Raw genomic sequence first — 15987 nt, 5'->3', positions numbered from 1 at the left:
GAGCAAAAGGTTCCACCCAGGAATTCGCTTCCCCCGCCACACCCCAAGCGGTCATCATCGCTGCGTGGAAATCCCCCAGCGCCAGATCAGGGCCGTTTACACCCCGCACACCATTACCGTTTACCAGGCGTACTCAGAAGAGATTGCTGGGGCGGCCGTTCGGGCTGGGCGGTTCGTGGCGCCGTTTCGGGTGGGGCGGATGACGTGGGTTAAGCCGTCGTTTCTTTGGATGATGTACCGGTCCGGGTGGGCTACCAAGCCGGGGCAGGAACGGGTACTCGCGGTGGAGATCACCCGGGAGGGCTTTGACTGGGCGCTTGATCAGGCTTGTCCGAGCAGCCACGAAGCTTCCTCCGGGGAGAGCCGGGAGGAGTGGGCTCTGCGGCTGAAGCGAAGTTCGGTGCGAGTGCAGTGGGATCCCGAGCGGTCCTTGAATTTGGGCGCTTTGCCGTACCGGTCGTTGCAGCTTGGCTTGTCGGGGGAAGTTTCCCGGCGATATGTCGAGGACTGGACGGTGGCTATCACCGACGTTACTTCCCTGGTCAGGGAGGTGGCGGCTACGCGCGACGCGGGGCAGTTGCCCGACGAGCGGCCGTACCCGCTGCCCGCGTCGCTGGCCGCCGCCCTGCACATCCCGACCTGAGCCCTACTCCAGCGTGGGATAGCGAGGCGGATGATCACCGGCCAGCACGAACCGGTCGGCGTCCGAGTCGAGGGGCTCGACCAGGCCATCCTCGACCAGGCCGGCCAGTGCTCGGGCACGCTGCACGTCGTCGGTCCACACGACGTCCAGACGCTGCCGGGGTACCGGGCCGGTGGCGTGGCGCAGAACCTCCAGCAGCAGACCACGAACCTGGCGATCGGTTCCGGCGTACCGCTGGGGCTTGCGGCTCGGCCCGGCGGGAACCGGCTCACCTGACAGGCGGAAAGCACAGACCTGCTCGAACGGACAATCCGGGCAGCGGGGGGCGCGGGCGGTACACACGATCGCGCCGAGCTCCATGAACGCGATGCTCGCCTTGGCAGCCTGGGCGGGCTCTTCGGGCAACAGCGCCTCGGTCGCTACCAGATCGGCGGCCGTCGTGGTGGGACCCGCATCCGGCTTACCTTCGATCGCACGGGCCACCACCCGGCGTACGTTGGTGTCCACGACCGGATGCCGCTGACCGTAGGCAAAGGTCGCCACCGCGCGTCCGGTGTAGGTGCCCACCCCGGGCAACGCGAGCAACTGGTCGAGATCGTCGGGCACCTCGCCGTCGTGGCGCTCCACGATGGCCACCGCGCAGGCGTGCAGGCGCATCGCCCGGCGCGGGTAGCCGAGCCGGCCCCACATGCGGATGGCCTCGGACGGGGGATCCTGGGCAAGGTCGGCGGGGGTCGGCCAGCGGGTCATCCAGGCGTGCCAGGCGGGTTCCACCCGTACGACCGGGGTCTGCTGCAGCATCACCTCACTGACCAGCACGGCCCAGGCGGTGGTGCCGGGTTGCCGCCAGGGGAGATCGCGGGCATTTTGGTCGTACCAGGAAATAGCTGTTTCGGCGAAAGTCATAGCAGAGTCAGCTTAAGCGGCGGTGCGCACGGGCCCCGGGTGTGGCTGTTTCTAACGATCCGCATGCGAAGGAGAATCGGGTTACGGCGCGTCGTGCACTCTTCCGGGGTGTCGCGGGGATACGGTGCTCGCATCATGCGTTCGACGGTTGGTCCCCTCCCCGCAGCCGTGTACTGGCGGCGCCGTGCGGTCATTATCGGCGCGCTCGTGCTGGGCGTCATTGTGCTGTTCGTGTCCTGTTCCGGTGGGGACGACACCAGCGGCAAGGACGGCGCGAACAACGCCGCATCGCAATTTCCCACTCCCGCGCCGGCCAGCGCTTCCCCGGATGCCGACCCGTCGTTCGTGGACCCGCCGCCGGGAGCCGGCAACCCGGCGCTGCCCGATCCCGAGGACCTGGAGTCCGACGGTCCCGGCATCGCGCCCTCAGACGGACCCAATTCCAACCCGAGCAGCGGTACGGGGACCGGGACCGGGACCGGGACAGGCACCGGAACCGGGACAGGCACCGGGACAGGCACTGGCACCGGCACCGGTGCGAACACCAATGTGACGGTGCCGGCGGACGGCTCGTGCAGCGACGCGGAGATCTCGCTGACCCCGATCCCAGCATCGCCGACGGTGCGCCGCGGAGCCCAGGTCGAGATCCGGCTCAAAATCAAGAACGTGTCGGCCCGGACGTGCAGCCGTGACGTCGGTGCCGACCTGCAGGAGCTGTACATCGAAAGCGGCGCCCAGAAGATCTGGTCGTCGGACACGTGCAGCACGGTCAAGGGCTCCGACCTCCGCCAGTTCCCGGCCAACGGCGAGCGCGAGTACAACGTCACCTGGAACGGCCACCAGTCGAACAAGTGCACCGGCGGCCTGGCCACAGGCTCAGCCCCGGCGGCAGGTCAGTACCAGATCCGCGGGCGTCTCGGTGGCAAGGTCAGCGAGCCCGTCACCCTCAACCTGACCGCCTGACCGCCTGACCGCCTGACCGCCTGACCGCCTGACCGCCTGACCGCCTGACCGCCTGGCTCGGCGGACATGGTCGCGTAGGCGTGCCAGGGGTAGCGCCGCCACTGCGACGCGCGAGCGGTGAGCAATTCCGCAGGTGGGCGCACGATTTCGTCCGGACCGTCCGTCCGCTACGGCGCGCCGTAGCGATTGGCATCCGGCTGGCCGATGGCCGCCGTGGCGTTCGGCTCAGACGTAGCGCTCGAGGATTGAGGCCTCGGCCAAGCGGGACAACCCCTCCCGGACGCCGCGGGCCCGGGCATCGCCCACGCCGTCGACCGCTTGCAGGTCCTCGACCGTGGCGCCGAGGAGGCGTTGCAGGCTGCCGAAGTGGTCGACAAGGCGTTCCACTATCGGGGTGGGTAGCCGGGGAACCTTGGCCAGCAGGCGGAAGCCGCGGGGGCTGACCGCTGCGTCGAGGGCGTCCGATGCGCCGGCGTAGCCGATGGCTTTGGCCACCGCGACCAGGTCGATCATTTCGGTGGCGGTCAGCAGGTCGAGCTCGACCAGGCCCTCGTCCAGGGTGCGGGCTTTGCGCCCGGTGGGCAGGTAGTCGCGGATCACCAGGGTGCGGTCGGCATCGACGCCGGCCATCAGCTCGTCCAGTTGCAGGGCCAGCAGGCGGCCGTCGGTGCCCAGCTCGACCACATAACCCGAGATTTCGTCGGCGATGCGGCGGACCATCTCGAGGCGCTGGACCACGGCGACGGCGTCGCGGACGGTGACCAGGTCTTCGATCTCCAGCGCCGACAGGGTGCCGGACACCTCGTCGAGGCGCAGCTTGTAGCGCTCCAGCGTGGCCAGGGCCTGGTTGGCCCGGGACAGGATGGCGGCCGAGTCGTCGAGGACGTGGCGCTGGCCGTTCACGTAGAGGCCGATGATGTGCATGGACTGGCTGACCGAGATGACCGGGAACCCGGACTCCTTGGCGACCCGCTCGGCGGTGCGGTGGCGGGTGCCGGACTCCTCGGACGGGATGCTCGGGTCGGGCATCAGGTGCACGTTGGCGCGCACGATGCGGGTGCCGTCGCTGGAGAGCACCACGGCGCCGTCCATCTTGCACAGCTCACGCAGGCGCGTGGCCGAGAACTCGACGTCGAGGGTGAAGCCGCCAGTGCAGATGGCCTCCACAACATCGTCGTGGCCGAGCACGATGAGGGCACCGGTGCGCCCGCGCAGGATCCGCTCCAGGCCGTCGCGCAGCGCGGTGCCGGGGGCCATCAGGGCAAGGTTGGCGCGCAACGGGTCGCCGCTGCTTCCGCTGCCGGTCAGGCCGGGCGATGCGGGCGTCATCGGACGAGCCGCCGAGCCGTTGACGCCGGGGACGGGCCCGTTGGCGTGGCGGTTGGACGAGGCATCGCGGTCGAGCGGCACCTGTACATTCTACGGACTGTCATCCAGGTCAACGAGGCGCGGTGCGGAGAACGCTCCGCAGCGTGATCAACTCTTACCCACGGTGATCGACTGGCCATGGTGATGGTCACTCCGCCGAGGCCCGGGCGGCCCACTGGACTGCTGATTGCAGGTCGCCGACTTCCACCACGCGCATGCCCTTGGGCGGGTTGTCGCCCTTGCCGGGACCGCAGCCGGGCGGTACCAGCGCGAACTTGAAGCCGAGCCGGGCGGCCTCGGCGAGCCGGCGGCCGACCGCCCCGACCCGGCGTACCTCGCCGGTCAGCCCTACCTCGCCGACGGCCATCAGGTGCGGGGCCATGGCCAGGTTGAGCGCGCCCGAGGCGACCGCCAGCGCCATTGCCAGGTCGGCAGACGGCTCGGTGATCTTGATGCCGCCGACGGTGGCCGCGAACACCTCTTTGTCGTGCAGCTTGATCTTTTCCATCCGGCGTTGCAGGACCGCCAGCACCATGGCGAGCCGGGCGCTGTCCAGCCCCGAGACCGTACGCCGCGGCGAGCCCTGCACAGTAGCCCCGATCAGCGCCTGAACCTCGGTCACCATCGCCCGGCGGCCCTCCATCGCCACCGTCACGCAGGTGCCCGGCACCGGCTCGTTGTAGCGGGTCAGGAACAGCCCTGATGGGTCGGCCAGGCTGACGATGCCGCTCTCGTGCATCTCGAAGCAGCCCACCTCGTCGGCCGCGCCGTAGCGGTTCTTGACCCCACGCACGAGCCGCAACGACGAGTGCTTGTCGCCCTCGAAGTGCAGCACCACGTCGACCAGGTGTTCGAGCACGCGCGGGCCGGCCACCGAGCCGTCCTTGGTCACGTGACCCACCAGCACGGTGGCCACGCCGCGCTCCTTTGCCAGGCTGACCAGCGCCGCGGTCACGGCCCGGACCTGGGTGACGCCGCCGGGCACGCCCTCGGTCCCAGGGGCGGAGATGGTCTGCACCGAGTCGATGATGAGCAGGCCGGGCTTGACCGCGTCGAGGTGGCCGATCACCGCGCCCAGGTCGGATTCGGAGGCCAGGTAGAGCCGGTCGTGCAGGGCGCCGAGGCGTTCCGCCCGCAGCCGCACCTGGCTTACCGACTCCTCACCACTGACCACGAGCGATGGCGTGCCGGCGCCGGCGGCCCACTGCTGAGCCACGTCAAGCAGCAGTGTGGACTTGCCCACACCGGGCTCACCGGCCAGCAGAATCACCGCGCCCGGCACCAGGCCGCCGCCGAGCACCCGGTCGAGCTCGCTGACGCCGCTGGGCACCGCACGGGCGGGAGCGGCGCTGATCGTTGCGATCGGACGGGCCGGCTCGGACGGCATTCGCGAGCTGACCACCCGGCCGGACACCACCGGACCGGCGGTGACCTCGATGATCGAGCCCCACTCGTGGCACTCCGGACAGCGACCCAGCCACTTGGGGGGCTGATGCCCGCACGCATCACACTGATAGGCGGTGCGCGGTTCGCTCTTGGTCCGGGAAGTCGTCACACGGCAACGCTAGCCCGTGGGTGTGACGAAAGGCGCGATCCCCGTCGTGAAGAGACCTTAGTTGGTGGTGTCGGGCGCGTTCGCTTCGCCGGCGTGCTCGTCGGCCACCGCCGGGCCGCGCGAGGCCGGGCTCAGCGGGATGCTGACCGGGGCGGCCACGGTGAGCGGCTGGGCACCGTTGCTGAACTCGAAGACCAGGTTGAGCGAGGCGCCCGGGACGAGCTTGCCGCTGAGGTCGATGGCCTGCAGTTTCTGGGCGTCGTCGGGCAGGTAGACGGCCGAGCCCAGCGGGGCCAGCTCGATGCGGGCCGGGGCCACGCTGGCGCCGGCCGGGGCTGCGGACGCCTCGATTGATGGGCGGGCGCCGCGGCCGGACTCCGATGGGTTGGGCGTCGGGATCTCTTCTTGGTCGTCCTGATCGTCGTAGCCGCCGGAGTTGCGGCTGCCGGACGGCTCCGGCGCGACAGAGGGCGCGCCGGTGGCGCCGGCACCTGCTGCCGAGGCACCGACCAGGCCGATCTGGCGGGCCGAGACGACTTCCTCGCCGGCCGGATTGCCGGTGGCGGGCTGGCTGCTGATCAGCACCGTGACCGGCTGCTCGGTCTGGTTGTAGAGGCCGACCTCGAGCACGGCGTCGTCACCGGCCGCGTAGCCCTTGACGCCCGTGTAGGCCACCGAGAGGTTGCGGATGGAGACGGAACGGTTGCCGTTCTCCGTGTTGACGCCCGGAACCGAGGGCTTCTTGATGGCGGTCTCGGCTACCTGTCCCGTGCCGCAGGCGGCGAGCGCGAACGCGGTCACCGCGGCGACCCCGGTGCCCAGCACCGTCCTGGCCAGCACGGGCCGGGCAGGCACCACGCGGTGGGTTCCCAGCGAGCGCATCACAGTCCTCCAAGACGTCGAGAAACCTCCGTGAACCAGACTAGTAGGCCAGGATCCGGCGCGTACGCCGACCCAGCACTTCAGCCGACCGGTCCGCTGAACACGAGCAGAACGACGTCTATCAACGCCACGGCGATCACCGACCGGAACATCGCCACCTGCCGGGTGCCTCGCGCGTTCGCCCGGCTGGCCGCGTACCAGCCAAAAGGCAGCACTACGACGGCGGTGGCCGCGGCCGCGATGCCGGACCACGACGGCGGACCGGGCGGACCGAAGACCAGGGTGAGCGTCGCGGCCAGCAACAATGCGGCAGCGGCCAGCTGCGACCAGGCGGCGCCCAGCCGGTGCGGCAACCCGCGAACTCCGGTGGCGGCGTCGTCTGCCAGGTCGGGCAGCACGTTGGCGAAGTGTGCCCCGCCGCCCAGCAGTGCACCCGCCGCGACCAGCCACAACGGCGGCCAGGGGTGGCCCGGCAGGGCGATCACCACGAACGCCGGCATCAGACCGAAGGCCACCAGGTACGGCACGATCGAGAGCGCGGTGGACTTCAGCGGCCAGTCGTAGAGCAGCGCGAACACCCCGACCAGGGTGATGCATCCGGTGGCGGCCGCGCCGAAGGGCAACCCAAGCAACGGCACGGCCAGAGAAGCCAGCAAACCCGCAGTTCCGACGGTACGACGAGAGACCGCACCCGAGGCCACCGGCTTGTCGGTGCGGCCGGTGACCCGGTCCCGGTCGGCGTCCAGCCAGTCGTTGACCCAGCCCACGGAGAGCTGGGTGGCTCCGATCGCAGCGGTGACCCCGAGCACGCCGGCGGCGCTGTGCCCGGCCCCGATGGCGAGCAGGGCCATGGCAGCGGTGACCGCGGCCCCCGGCTCGGGATGCGAGGACTTGAGGAGAGCGATCGGATCGACCATGAAGGCAGTGTGGTGGTTGGGCCCGGACCATGCCACGCTCGATCACATGTCGTTGCCGCGTAACCATCCTCGTCAGTACGACGATCTGGCCGGGGAGTGGTGGCGCCCGGGCGGGGACTTCGAGCTCCTGCACTGGCTTGCGCAGGCGCGCGGTGCGCTGGTGCCCCGCGCGCCGCATCCGGGTGCCGTGCTGGTGGACGCCGGCTGCGGCGGGGGCCTGCTCGCCCCGCACGTGTCCGAGCTGGGCTATCACCACATCGGTGTGGACATCGGCCGGCTCGGGCTGGTGCATTCGGCGCGGCAGGGGATCACCCCGATGGCCGCGGATGTGGCGGCGCTGCCGCTGGCCGACGGGATCGCCGATGTCGTGGTGGCCGGCGAGATCCTGGAGCACGTACCCGATCTGGCGGCGACCGTGGCCGAGCTGTGCCGGGTGCTGCGCCCGGGCGGGCTGCTGGTGCTGGACACGATCAACGACACCCGGCTCGGCCGCTTCGTCTCGGTCACGCTCGGCGAGCGGTTCGGGGCCGCCCCGGTGGGCATCCATGATCCGGAGCTGTTCGTCGACCCCGGCGACCTGACCGCCCTCTGTGCCGGGCACGGCGTACGGCTGCAGGTCCGCGGTTTGCGCCCGAGCATCCCGGGCCTGGTCGGCTGGCTCTTCCTGAAACGGACGAAGCGGCCGCTGGGCCGGATGATCCCGACCCGTTCCACACAGGTGCTCTATCAAGGCCTGGGCCGCAAGGGGGAGAATCGATGAGTGTTGATGAGGCGAGACGGCTGGCACCCCGGTTCGCGGCGCGCGCGGCCGAGCACGACAACACCGGGTCCTTCCCCGTGGAGGACTTCGCCGACCTGCGCCGCTCCGGGCTGTTCGGGCTGATGGTGCCGCCCCGGCTCGGCGGGTCCGGCGCGGGCTTCGCCGACTATGCGGCAGTGGCGTACGAACTCGCGCGAGGCAACGGCGCCACCGCCCTCGTGTTCAACATGCACGCCTCGGTCACCGGTGCCCTCAGCGGCGTCACCGACGAACTCGCCGACGCGCTGGGCCTGCCCGCCGAGGCGATCGCCGCCCGGGACAGATACCTGCGCGCGGCCGCCGAGGGCAGCTGGTACGCGGTGGCGATGAGCGAGCGCGGTGCCGGGTCGCGCCTGTCGCAGATGAGCACCATGTACGAGCGCACCCCCGAAGGCTTCCGGATCAAGGGCGCGAAGACGTTCTGCTCGGGAGCCGGGCACGCCGACGCCTACCTGGTGGCCGCCCGCAGCGCCGCCGATCCGTCGCGGGTCTCGCAGTTCCTGGTACCGGCCGGGGATGGCCTGACCGTCGAGCCGACCTGGGACGCGCTGGGGATGCGGGCCACCGGCTCGCATGACGTGCAGGTGGATGTGACAGTGCCCGAGGACGCCTTGCTGGGCGGGGTGGAGGGGCTTGCGTTGGTGATCGCCCAGCTTGCCCCGCACTGGATGGTGGCCAGCTACGCCGCGGTTTACGTGGGGGTGGCCCGAGCCGCCGTGGAGGCCGCCGTCGAGCACGTCAACGAGCGCAAGCTGGGCCATCTTCCGGCCGTACGGGCCCGCATCGGCCGGGCTGACGCCGCCGTGTCGGCCGCGCACCTGGCCGTCATGGAGGCCGCTCGCCGGGTCGACACCGAGCCCGGCGACAGCGAGACGAACCGCTGGGTGTGGCGGGCCAAGCTGCTGGCCGGCTCCACGGCGGCCGAGGTCGCGGCGTCGATGCTGGAGGCGGCGGGCACGTCGGCAATGCGTCGGGGGCACCCGCTGGAACGGCTCTACCGGGATGCCCGAGCGGGCTCGCTGCAGCCGGCCACCTCCGACGTCTGCGCGGACTGGCTCGGAGTCGAGGCGCTCGGCGGCGATCCCGATTCGGAAGGCACCGCCCCACGTTGGTAACCAGCCGGCGCGGGTAGTAGGGGGGTCGGCCTGGGGAGGCAAAGTGCAGGGAAACGGTCGGGCGGTGATCGCCGGTCTGGGCACAGCGTTGCCGCCATCGGCGGTGCAGAGCGAGCTTTGGGACAACTATTTCTCCCAGCACTACGCGAACGGAGGCCGGCGGGGCCTGGCCAAGCGGATCTTCGAGCATTCGGGGGTACGAACCCGGCAGGCCGCAGTGAGCCCGTTGCTGGAGGACGTGTCGGACTGGTCGACCGAGCGCCGGATGCGTCGCTACCAGGTCGAGGCAGTGCCGCTGGGCAAGGAAGCGGTGGGCCGGGCGCTGACCGAGGCCGGGATCGGCGCCGACGAGCTGGGGCTGTTCGCGGTCTGCTCGTGCACCGGCTACGCCACTCCGGGTCTGGATATCCTGCTGGCCCGCGATCTGGGCATGTCCCCGCAGGTCCAGCGGCTGTTCATCGGGCACATGGGCTGCTATGCGGCGCTGCCGGGACTGGGCACGGTGGCCGACTTTGTCACCGCTCGGGGCAAGCCGGCCCTGCTGCTCTGCGCCGAACTCACCAGCCTGCACATCCAGCCGCCGGGCAGCCGGGTGGACATCCAGCAGATCGTCTCGCATGCGCTCTTCTCTGACGCCGCGGTCGCCGTCGTGCTCAAGCCGGGGGATTCTTCCGGGTACGAAGTGAGCGACGTCGCCGCGTTGACCGACACGACCACGGCCGACCACATGACGTGGGATGTCACCGACCTCGGTTTCCGCATGGGCCTCTCGCCGCAGGTTCCGGACGTGCTCTCGGTGCACGTCCGCACGCTGGTGCAGGAGCTGCTGGGCCGCAACGGGCTGACCATCGACGATGTCGACGGCTGGGCGGTACACCCCGGTGGCCCCCGGATCCTCGATGTCGTGCAGGAGCGGCTGGGCCTGACCGACGACCAGCTAGCTCCGTCGCGCGAGGTGCTCTCGACGTACGGAAATTGCTCCTCTCCGACGGTTTTGCTTGTTCTGGACGAGTTGCGTAAGCGGACCGACCCACCGCAACGTGCGGTGATGCTTGCTTTTGGGCCGGGCTTGACGCTGTACGGGGTCCTCCTTACGTTGCCCGAGTGAAACTGAAGCGGTCCCGGGGCGCAGCGCTGTACGCGTCCGCCCTCGTGCTGCTCGTCGTGGGCGCAGTCTGGTTCTTCCGGGCCGCCCCGCGCACCGGCGAAGACCCGCTCGTTGCCGCCGGGCGCACCGCGGTGGAGCGCATCGTGCCCGACACCGCGCTGCAGGCCGGGGCGGAGACGATCGTGCTGGCCGCCGGCAGCACCGTGGAACGCAACACGGAGGTCCGCGGCGGCTCCTACGTGCTGCTGATGGCGTGCGCGGGCCGCCAGCAGGTCCGGGTGCGCCTGAGCACGACGACTGTCGACTCCGGCAAGGCGGTCCGGTGCGCCGCTCAGCCGCTCACCGTGACGCTGGACGTTGCCCTGGCCAGCCAGCTCTTCCTAGCGGTGACCTCCGAGGACGGCGAGTCGGTGGTGTTCCGCTGGCGGCTGATGCCCGCGGGCTGAGGCTCACGCGGGCCTGGAAGTCCGCGGCCGGCGAGCTTAAGCGCACAGGCGGCCCGAGCTGGGGGCTTACAGGCGGGCCAGGTCGGGCTGGAATTCCTTGGCCAGCGCTACGCGGGGAATCATCCGCACCACATCACCGGCCCGGTTGACCAGCAGGACCGCCGCGGTGCCGTCGGGGGCCGAAAGTTTGAGCGTGGACCGCAGCTCGCCGGTCGGGTCGTGCAGCTCGCGCACCATCTTGCCCTGGGCCTGCGGGGTATTGCTCGTCGGCGGAGTTTGTTCGGTGGCGGTCTGCGGCGCCTTGCCGGAGCGCACGGTGACGACCGTGATGCCGGGCCGGACCGCTGCTGTCGTGTCGGCAATCAGCGTCGCGCAGTCGCAACCGTCGGTAAGAAGCACCACAGCCGGCAATTCTCCGCGAAGCGGCACGATGCGGCCGTCGGCGGCCTTGAGCTCCAGAGCCGGCAGCGTGGTGGTGCTCTCGTCGGTGGAGCTTGCAGTGCGCTGGGTGGCCGGGGAGCGGGCCGGGCCGGGCCAGGCTGAGGCGAACAGGCTGGCCACTGTGACAAGTATGGCCAGCGAGATGATCAGGACCGGGGCGCGCAGGCTGGCGGCGCCCAGCCGGCGCAGGGTGCGCAAACCGGGCCGGTCGAAGAACCGGTGCCAGCGGGTCGTGCGCTGCTCGCGGCGCAGCTCGTCGCGGATCGCGGTGACCTCCTCGGACAGCTCCGAGAGGTCGTTGGGGATGACGATGACACCCCACTCGGCCGGCAGGTCGGGCAAGCCGTCCGGGGAGCCGCTGTCTCCCGGCCAGTTGCCGGCATTGTCACCGTTGTCACTTCGGCTGCCCACGGATCACCCTCCCCTCTGCTTCGCCACACGTCTGCCTGTCTTCGCGTCGTCAGTCACCGCGTCGCCGGTCACACGTCAGCCGGCCACACCACACGTCAGCCGGTCACACGTCTGCCGGCCACGGCTGCTGGTGTGACGCAGGGACCTTGGCTCCAGCCTCCCCTACCGAGCCCTCCGGCCGCCAGTAGTGCGTCATTCCGGTCCCTAGCGATAAGCTTGACCTCACATAGACCTCAGGTCCGGAATATCCGACTCGCTGGCCCTGGTAGTCACGACTTCGTCACCCTGAGTTACTGACGCAGCTTTTCCGCCCCATGTCAAGCGGTAGAAAGACGCCTCACATGGCCTCTGAGCTGCACTAACAGTCACGGTCAGGGTGGGACATCGCTGCCTGGGCGTGTTACCCTAGACACAGCGAAAGGGGTTTCGAACCTATGGTTTTCAGTGTCGGCGAGACCGTTGTTTACCCCCACCACGGGGCCGCACTCATCGAGGCAATCGAGACTAGAACGATTAAGGGCGTGGAGAAGCAGTACCTCGTCCTTCGGGTCGCCCAGGGTGACCTGACGGTCCGGGTGCCCGCTGAGAACGCCGAAATCGTCGGCGTGCGCGAAGTGGTTGGCGAGGAAGGCCTCGGCAAGGTCTTCGACGTCCTCCGCGCACCGCACACCGAGGAGCCGACCAACTGGTCGCGGCGTTACAAGGCCAACCTCGAGAAGCTCGCCTCCGGTAACCCGCTCAAGGTTGCGGAGGTTGTTCGTGACCTCTGGCGCCGCGAGCGCGAGCGTGGCCTTTCCGCCGGTGAGAAGCGCATGCTGGCCAAGGCCCGCGACATCCTCGTCGGCGAGGTGGCCCTCGCCGAGAAGAGCACCAAGGACGAGGCTGAAGTCCTCCTCGACAAGGTGCTCACCGAGGCCTGACGAACTTCATCACCTCTCACAGCACCATCAAGGCCGAGGACCGCGACGTGACCGCGCAGCTCAATGCTCGCGGTGACGTCGCGGTCCTTGTCCCTGCCGCGGGTTCGGGCGTACGCCTCGGGCCGGGTGCGCCCAAGGCTCTGCGCCTGCTCGCCGGGGAGCCGCTGCTCGTGCACGCGATCCGCCGGGTGGCCGCGGCGCCGTCGGTCCGCATGATCGTGGTGGCCGCTCCCGCCGCCGAGGTCGAGGCCGTACGCGAGCTGCTTGCGCCGATCGCGGCGGTGACCGTGGTGGCCGGCGGCAAGGAACGCCAGGATTCCGTGGCGGCCGCGCTGGCGGTGGTTCCGGCCGAGGTCGGCATCGTCCTCGTGCACGACGCCGCGCGGGCGCTCACCCCGCCGGCGCTCGTGGAGTCGGTCGCCGCCGCGGTTCGCTCCGGGCATCCCGCGGTGATCCCGGCTCTCCCGGTGGTCGACACCATCAAGGAAGTAGCTCCGGCCGCAGCGGCGGAGACGGTGCTGGGCACGGTTGACCGGTCGGTGCTGCGCAGCGTGCAGACGCCGCAGGGGTTCCGCCACGAGGTGCTGGCCGCCGCGCACCGGGCGATTGTGGATGCGCACACCGACGACGCGGGCATGGTCGAGAGATCGGGTACGCCGGTTGTGTGCGTACCCGGATCCGAATCGGCTTTGAAAATCACCCGGCCGCTGGACCTCGTGATCGCCGAAGCGCTGCTGGCCGTAGCCTGACTCGGTGGATCAGCGCATCGGCATAGGTACGGACGTGCACGCCTTCGACCCCGACCGGGTCTGCTGGGTGGCGGGCCTGATGTGGCCGGGTGAGGCGGGCCTGGCCGGGCACTCGGACGCCGATGTGGCCGCCCATGCCGGCTGTGACGCCCTGCTCAGCGCGGCCGGCCTGGGCGATCTCGGCAGCAACTTCGGCACCGCCGAACCCGAGTGGGAAGGCGCCTCCGGAGTCACCCTGCTCGTCGAGACGGCTCTGCGGGTGCGCGCCGAGGGCTGGAGCATCGGCAACGTCTCGATCCAGGTCATCGGCACCAAGCCCAAGATCGGCAAGCGCCGGGCCGAGGCTCAGGAAGTGCTCTCCGGGGCCGTGGGCGCGCCGGTCACGGTGTCCGGCACCACCACCGACGGCCTTGGGCTGACCGGGCGCGGCGAGGGTCTGGCGGCGATCGCGACCGCGTTGATCCACCGTTCCTGACGCCGTCGCGGGTGGCGCGGGGCGACTACGCTCGATGGGTGTCGAGCGAGCCCACGTCCCAGTCCGAGCCCGAGACGACCCCCGAGGAATATCGGCAACGGGCGCTGCTGCTCGCCGATCTCGGCCGCTACGACGAAGCTGCCGGTGAGGTGGCCGCCGGACTGGCCGTCGCTCCTGGGCGAGCGGCGCTGCTGACCACGCTGGCCAAGATTCACATCGCCGCCGCCCAGCCGGCTGATGCGCTGAGCGCCGCCGACCGGGCCGCCTCGGCTGCGCCGGACACCATCGATCCGCTGATCACCCGGGCAATGGCGCTCACCGACGACCGGCGGTACGGCGAAGCGGCCCAGGTCGCCAGCGAGATCCTGACCCGGTGGCCGCAGGACCCGGTGGCCCAGCGTACCGGCGCGGGCCTGCTCAGCGAGTCCCGTAACGGACAGGACGCGCTGAACGCCGCCTGGAACGGGGTACGCCTCACCCCTCGCGAAGCCGAAGCCCACCTGGTGCTCGCCGTGGTCGCGGCGCGCCTACGGCTGTTCGACCTGGCCCAGCGGGCGTACTCGGAGGCCCTCGACCTGGAACCGGCAATCGCCGACGCGCAGCGTGATGTGGGCATCGTCCGCCTCGAACGCCGCCGCTGGGCCGTGGCCCTGGAGTCACTGGCCGACGAGGCGACGCTGGCTGCTCAAGCCCCGGACCCGGAAGCGGATACCGAGCCCACCCCGATCGTAGAGGTCAGCCGGCCGGTGCTGGACCGCTCGGGGGCAACGGCCGACGCGGTGCGCCAGGCGGTGCTCTACGGCAGCAACGGCGTGGTGGTCGCGGCTGTGCTGAGCGCGGTGATGAACCTGGCCAGCCCCGGCGTGGCCCGGATGTGGGCCGGCGTGATGGGGGTGACGATCCTGGTGGCCGTCGGGGTCTGGACGGTACGACAGGTGCGCCCGGAGTCACTGGGAGCGGTGCTGAGCCGGCTGCGCCGAACCGACCGGCGGCTGACCGTGGCGGCCGGTGCCGTCACGCTCGCCCCGGTGCTGCTGATCGTCCATGCGGCGGTCGGCGGGCTGGTGGCGCTGGTCGCCGCGATGGTGGTCGCCGCGGTCGCCGAGCTGGTGGTGCTGACCCATCACAGAGCCTAGGACGCGTGGCGGATGGCGGAGATCAGGGCCTCGCGGACGGCGGTCAGCCCGGCGTCGAGCGTGCCGAGCAGCACGGCGTCGTCGTCGATGGCGGTGACGGCGATGGTGCTTTCCAGCGGCGCTGCCCGGCCGATTGCGACGGTCACCGCCGCGAGCAGGGTGTCGCTGCTGGCCTGGGCGATCGGGCCGGCGAGCACGACCAGCGGCGGGTCGAGCACGGCGATCACGGCGGCCAGCCCGACGGAGATCCGATCGGCGAGCTGGGCGAAGAACAACCCGGCCGCGTCGGGGTCGGCCGCGGCGGAGGTGACCACCTCCAGCGGGGTGGTGCCGGTCAGCCCGTGTTCCTCGCCCAGGGTGAGGACGGCCGCGCCGCCCACCAGCTTCTGCAGGTCGGTCTTGCGGTGGGTGGAGTCCGGGGCGTACAGCGGCATGTAGCCGATCTCGCCCGCGCCACCGCGGGCGCCGCGCAGCAACGTGCCGCCGATGTCGATGGCCAGGCCGAGGCCCTCCTGACCCAGCCACAGCAGCGCGAACCCGTCGGCGTCCCGGCCCACCCCGTGCCGGCGCTCGGCGATGGCCGCCAGGTTGACATCGTTGTCGACGCCGACCCGGGTGCCCAGCGCCGCGGCGATCTCGGGAACCAGGCCGGGACGGCCGAAACCGGGGACGTCGACGTGCCGGATCGTGTGGGCACGGGTGTCGTACGAGCCGGCCACGCCGAGCTGGACGTGCCGGATGCGCTCGGCGGCCGCCCCGGCTTCGTCACGCAGCGCAGCCACCACGTCGACCACTGCCTGCTTCGGATCGGTGTGCAGGAAGTCGACGCGGCGCTCGATCCGGGCCCGCACGGCTCCGGTCAGGTCGCAGAGCGCGGCGACCACCGACGGCCCGCGGCTGGGTCCGATGTCACGAATGGACACTGCGGCGGCGTACGCGGCCCCGGGATTGGCGGCATAGATTTCCGCGTTCGGTCCCGGGCGTCCGCTGTTGTAGCCGACCACCTCAATCAGCCCGGCCTCGGCGAGCCGGCGCAGCACCTCGGAGATCGTCGGGGTGGAGAGCTCGGTGAGCTTGCGCAGATCGGCACGGGTGAGGCCGCCGGCGTCCAGCAAGTGTGTGAGCGCGGCGCTCTCATTCATCGCGCGTAGCA

Annotated in this window: 17 protein-coding genes; 10 read left to right on the top strand and 7 right to left on the bottom strand. The window is 70.7% G+C overall.

Annotated features, from left to right (window positions below; all coding sequences use genetic code 11):
- Positions 1-64 precede the first annotated feature (64 nt).
- Complete coding sequence (locus TFC3_RS31110) at positions 65-643, top strand: DUF4291 domain-containing protein (RefSeq protein WP_067509124.1); 579 nt, start codon at positions 65-67, stop codon at positions 641-643.
- 3 nt (positions 644-646) lie between these two features.
- Here the strand turns inward: TFC3_RS31110 and TFC3_RS31105 are convergent, their stop codons facing one another.
- Positions 647-1549, bottom strand: a complete 903-nt coding sequence (locus tag TFC3_RS31105) for an A/G-specific adenine glycosylase (protein WP_067509122.1) — start codon at positions 1547-1549, stop codon at positions 647-649.
- Between the two features lie 135 nt (positions 1550-1684).
- Between TFC3_RS31105 and TFC3_RS38635 the strand changes: the two genes are divergently transcribed.
- Positions 1685-2512 (top strand): adhesin, encoded by an 828-nt coding sequence (locus TFC3_RS38635; RefSeq protein WP_067509120.1) that lies wholly within the window; start codon positions 1685-1687, stop codon positions 2510-2512.
- A gap of 225 nt (positions 2513-2737) precedes the next feature.
- On the opposite strand, the gene disA is transcribed toward TFC3_RS38635, so the two are convergent.
- From disA to TFC3_RS31080, 4 genes are all read right to left on the bottom strand, one after another.
- Positions 2738-3841 carry a DNA integrity scanning diadenylate cyclase DisA gene (gene disA / locus TFC3_RS31095; RefSeq protein ID WP_153040610.1) on the bottom strand — a complete coding sequence of 368 codons (1104 nt, stop codon included), beginning with the start codon at positions 3839-3841 and terminating at the stop codon, positions 2738-2740.
- A gap of 187 nt (positions 3842-4028) precedes the next feature.
- Entirely contained in the window at positions 4029-5435 is a 1407-nt protein-coding gene (gene radA, locus TFC3_RS31090) for a DNA repair protein RadA (RefSeq protein WP_067509116.1), read from the bottom strand.
- Between the two features lie 57 nt (positions 5436-5492).
- A complete protein-coding gene (locus TFC3_RS31085) occupies positions 5493-6317 on the bottom strand; it encodes a hypothetical protein (protein ID WP_067509115.1) in 825 nt (274 codons plus the stop codon).
- 80 nt (positions 6318-6397) lie between these two features.
- Positions 6398-7234, bottom strand: a complete 837-nt coding sequence (locus TFC3_RS31080) for a UbiA family prenyltransferase (RefSeq protein ID WP_067509113.1) — start codon at positions 7232-7234, stop codon at positions 6398-6400.
- Between the two features lie 46 nt (positions 7235-7280).
- Between TFC3_RS31080 and TFC3_RS31075 the strand changes: the two genes are divergently transcribed.
- Genes TFC3_RS31075 through TFC3_RS31060 form a run of 4 tightly spaced genes read left to right on the top strand, consistent with a single transcriptional unit; the run spans position 7281 to position 10702 of the window.
- Positions 7281-7994: a methyltransferase domain-containing protein gene (locus TFC3_RS31075; RefSeq protein WP_067509898.1), complete on the top strand. Its 714-nt coding sequence runs from the start codon at positions 7281-7283 to the stop codon at positions 7992-7994.
- Positions 7991-9148: an acyl-CoA dehydrogenase family protein gene (locus tag TFC3_RS31070; protein WP_067509111.1), complete on the top strand. Its 1158-nt coding sequence runs from the start codon at positions 7991-7993 to the stop codon at positions 9146-9148. The genes TFC3_RS31075 and TFC3_RS31070 overlap by 4 nt, the downstream gene beginning before the upstream one ends.
- A gap of 43 nt (positions 9149-9191) precedes the next feature.
- Positions 9192-10256, top strand: coding sequence for a type III polyketide synthase (locus TFC3_RS31065; protein WP_067509109.1), 1065 nt, complete (start codon positions 9192-9194; stop codon positions 10254-10256).
- Positions 10253-10702 carry a DUF6023 family protein gene (locus tag TFC3_RS31060; protein ID WP_067509107.1) on the top strand — a complete coding sequence of 150 codons (450 nt, stop codon included), beginning with the start codon at positions 10253-10255 and terminating at the stop codon, positions 10700-10702. Before TFC3_RS31065 ends, TFC3_RS31060 begins: the two co-directional genes overlap by 4 nt.
- A 66-nt stretch (positions 10703-10768) precedes the next feature.
- On the opposite strand, the gene TFC3_RS31055 is transcribed toward TFC3_RS31060, so the two are convergent.
- On the bottom strand, positions 10769-11554 hold the full coding sequence (locus TFC3_RS31055) for a hypothetical protein (RefSeq protein WP_067509105.1): 786 nt from the start codon (positions 11552-11554) through the stop codon (positions 10769-10771).
- Positions 11555-11988: 434 nt separating this feature from the next.
- Between TFC3_RS31055 and TFC3_RS31050 the strand changes: the two genes are divergently transcribed.
- Genes TFC3_RS31050 through TFC3_RS31035 form a run of 4 tightly spaced genes read left to right on the top strand, consistent with a single transcriptional unit; the run spans position 11989 to position 14834 of the window.
- Positions 11989-12474 (top strand): CarD family transcriptional regulator, encoded by a 486-nt coding sequence (locus tag TFC3_RS31050; RefSeq protein WP_041832964.1) that lies wholly within the window; start codon positions 11989-11991, stop codon positions 12472-12474.
- Positions 12475-12521: 47 nt separating this feature from the next.
- Entirely contained in the window at positions 12522-13223 is a 702-nt protein-coding gene (gene ispD, locus TFC3_RS31045) for a 2-C-methyl-D-erythritol 4-phosphate cytidylyltransferase (RefSeq protein ID WP_067509103.1), read from the top strand.
- A gap of 4 nt (positions 13224-13227) precedes the next feature.
- The gene (gene ispF, locus TFC3_RS31040) at positions 13228-13698 is read left to right on the top strand and encodes a 2-C-methyl-D-erythritol 2,4-cyclodiphosphate synthase (RefSeq protein WP_067509101.1); all 471 of its coding nucleotides are present in this window, start codon (positions 13228-13230) and stop codon (positions 13696-13698) included.
- Positions 13699-13736: 38 nt separating this feature from the next.
- Complete coding sequence (locus TFC3_RS31035) at positions 13737-14834, top strand: tetratricopeptide repeat protein (protein ID WP_067509896.1); 1098 nt, start codon at positions 13737-13739, stop codon at positions 14832-14834.
- Here the strand turns inward: TFC3_RS31035 and TFC3_RS31030 are convergent.
- Positions 14831-15976 (bottom strand): ROK family transcriptional regulator, encoded by a 1146-nt coding sequence (locus TFC3_RS31030; protein ID WP_236718557.1) that lies wholly within the window; start codon positions 15974-15976, stop codon positions 14831-14833. The genes TFC3_RS31035 and TFC3_RS31030 overlap by 4 nt on opposite strands.
- Between the last annotated feature and the right edge of the window lie 11 nt (positions 15977-15987).

It is taken from the genome of Actinoplanes sp. TFC3 (genome assembly GCF_001553785.1).
Classification (GTDB): Bacteria; Actinomycetota; Actinomycetes; order Mycobacteriales; family Micromonosporaceae; genus Actinoplanes.
The sequence above is the reverse complement of the archived record's forward strand: the minus strand, read 5'-3'. Positions and strand labels throughout refer to the sequence as shown.